This is a genomic window from Inquilinus limosus (genome assembly GCF_002195995.1).
In the GTDB taxonomy this organism is placed as follows: Bacteria; Pseudomonadota; Alphaproteobacteria; order DSM-16000; family Inquilinaceae; genus Inquilinus; species Inquilinus limosus_C.
The window spans coordinates 1-623 of the sequence record NZ_NHON01000225.1; the positions used below are offsets into that span (position 1 = coordinate 1).

Genomic DNA, 623 nt, shown 5'->3' on the forward strand with positions numbered 1-623 from the left:
CCTTCTTACATATCAATCGAATCAGTCCAGGGAATCGTCCCTTATTTCCAGACCCTCAAGGATAATTAGGAGGAACCATGTTGACCTCATATTTACATGCTTTTGCTTTGTTTTTCTCATTGCTGAATCCGTTTTTAATGAGTATTTACATGATTGGCATGATTCGGAACTCCGAAGCTAAAGTGTTTAATAAGGCCTTGATTCAGGGCTGTCTCATTGCCTTTATAGTATTTATGCTGTTTGCATGGGGCGGAGAAGCGATTTTTAGTAAATATTTAAATGTACGCTTTGAAGCCTTTCAAATATTTGGTGGTCTGATCTTCTTGGTGATTGGTTATCGCTACGTGTTTCAGGGGGCAGATACCATTGGTGAAATGCGTGGTGCGCCTGAACATTTGGCAGGAACCATTGCTATGCCTTTTATGATTGGACCAGGAACCATCAGTGCTGCTGTGGTGACAGGTATKKCRCTGCCAATCAGTGGCGCAGCCATGATTATTTTCCTGACTTTGGCGTTGACCTGTGGCTTGATGATTTTAATGAAATTTGCGCATGACCATTTGCGTTAYAAGCATGCCAAATATATTGACCGTTATGTTGATATTGTCGGGCGACTTTCGGCC

The 623-nt window shown here is 42.2% G+C and carries 1 protein-coding gene; it reads left to right on the top strand.

Annotated features, from left to right (window positions below; genetic code table 11):
- Nucleotides 1–77 precede the first annotated feature (77 nt).
- A partial coding sequence (locus tag BWR60_RS36090; RefSeq protein WP_088158170.1) for a MarC family protein occupies nucleotides 78–623 on the top strand: 546 nt, incomplete at its 3' end.